This is a genomic window from Aeromonas sp. S11(2024), assembly GCF_041402345.1.
In the GTDB taxonomy this organism is placed as follows: domain Bacteria; phylum Pseudomonadota; class Gammaproteobacteria; order Enterobacterales; family Aeromonadaceae; genus Aeromonas; species Aeromonas veronii.
The window spans coordinates 1-943 of record NZ_JBGLRC010000064.1; the positions used below are offsets into that span (position 1 = coordinate 1).

The 943-nt window shown below is 52.3% G+C and carries 2 pseudogenes; one reads left to right on the top strand and one right to left on the bottom strand.

Annotation, left to right across the window (positions count from 1 at the left end):
• Positions 1-145: 145 nt before the first annotated feature.
• Positions 146-510: pseudogene (locus tag ACB040_RS20730) on the bottom strand (IS4 family transposase); the annotation flags it as partial.
• Positions 511-580: 70 nt separating this feature from the next.
• On the opposite strand from ACB040_RS20730, the pseudogene ACB040_RS20735 reads away from it, so the two are divergent.
• A pseudogene (locus ACB040_RS20735) lies at positions 581-838 on the top strand (transposase); the annotation flags it as partial.
• Between the last annotated feature and the right edge of the window lie 105 nt (positions 839-943).

The following is a 943-nucleotide window of genomic DNA, read 5'->3' on the forward strand; positions in this document are numbered from 1 at the left end:
GGAAAAAGGGACAACAGGTGTTGAAAGGCTGGGGTATCCATATTGGTAGACCTCAAGGTGATGGCCTACTTCAAGATTAGCCTTTCAACACGTAATTGGGACAGAGCCAAACAAAAGCCACACCAACCGGTGTAATGCCAGTCAGTCAAGCCTGACTGGCATTGTTTTTATTGGCTTTTTGCACCGCATACTTTTGTGGTCTTGCCTTCACACTGCGGGGGTAACTCCGCTCACTTCGCTCCGGTAATACAAACTGCTCCGCCTGCTTATCCAGCTCTGCTACCCGCTTCGGGATAGTTCCCGGTGACAGGTACGGCATGCAGCTCAGTTCATGGATAAGATAGACTGACGCCATGTGAAAACTCAGCTGGCTCGCCATCTTTACCATCTGGCTGCGCAGCAGGTTATACGCCAGCAACACGCCCCACAGCTCTTGCCGTATCCCCGCCGCCTTCTTGCTGCGCACAGGGTCAGCCGGTGTTGTTGCAGGCTGTGCTTCATCTCCCGATAGCTGTAGTGGTCTAATCATCCCGGACACCATTTTAGGTGGTACAGTCGCCACCATGACCTGAGGTGTTCAATGACAAGATTACGTCGCTCATTTACTGCCGAGTTCGAACTCGAAGCCGCATCCTTGGTGCTCGACCAAGAATATTCTGTCCCTGAAGCCAGCCGTTCACTGGATGTCGGTGAAACAGTGCTCCGTCGCTGGGTTCAGCAGCTGCAATCCGAACGAACTGGCACAACCCCAATCAGCAAAGCACTGACTCCAGAGCAGCAGAAAATTCAGGAGCTGGAAGCCCGTATCAACCGGCTCGAACGTGAAAAGGACTGTCTAGTCCTGAAATAGGTTTACACATTTTCAACTAGCATTTCTCTACTCAGAACCCCCTATGTACCGCATCGGGGGTTCTGTATTTCAACGCATGATGCGGCCGCTCCG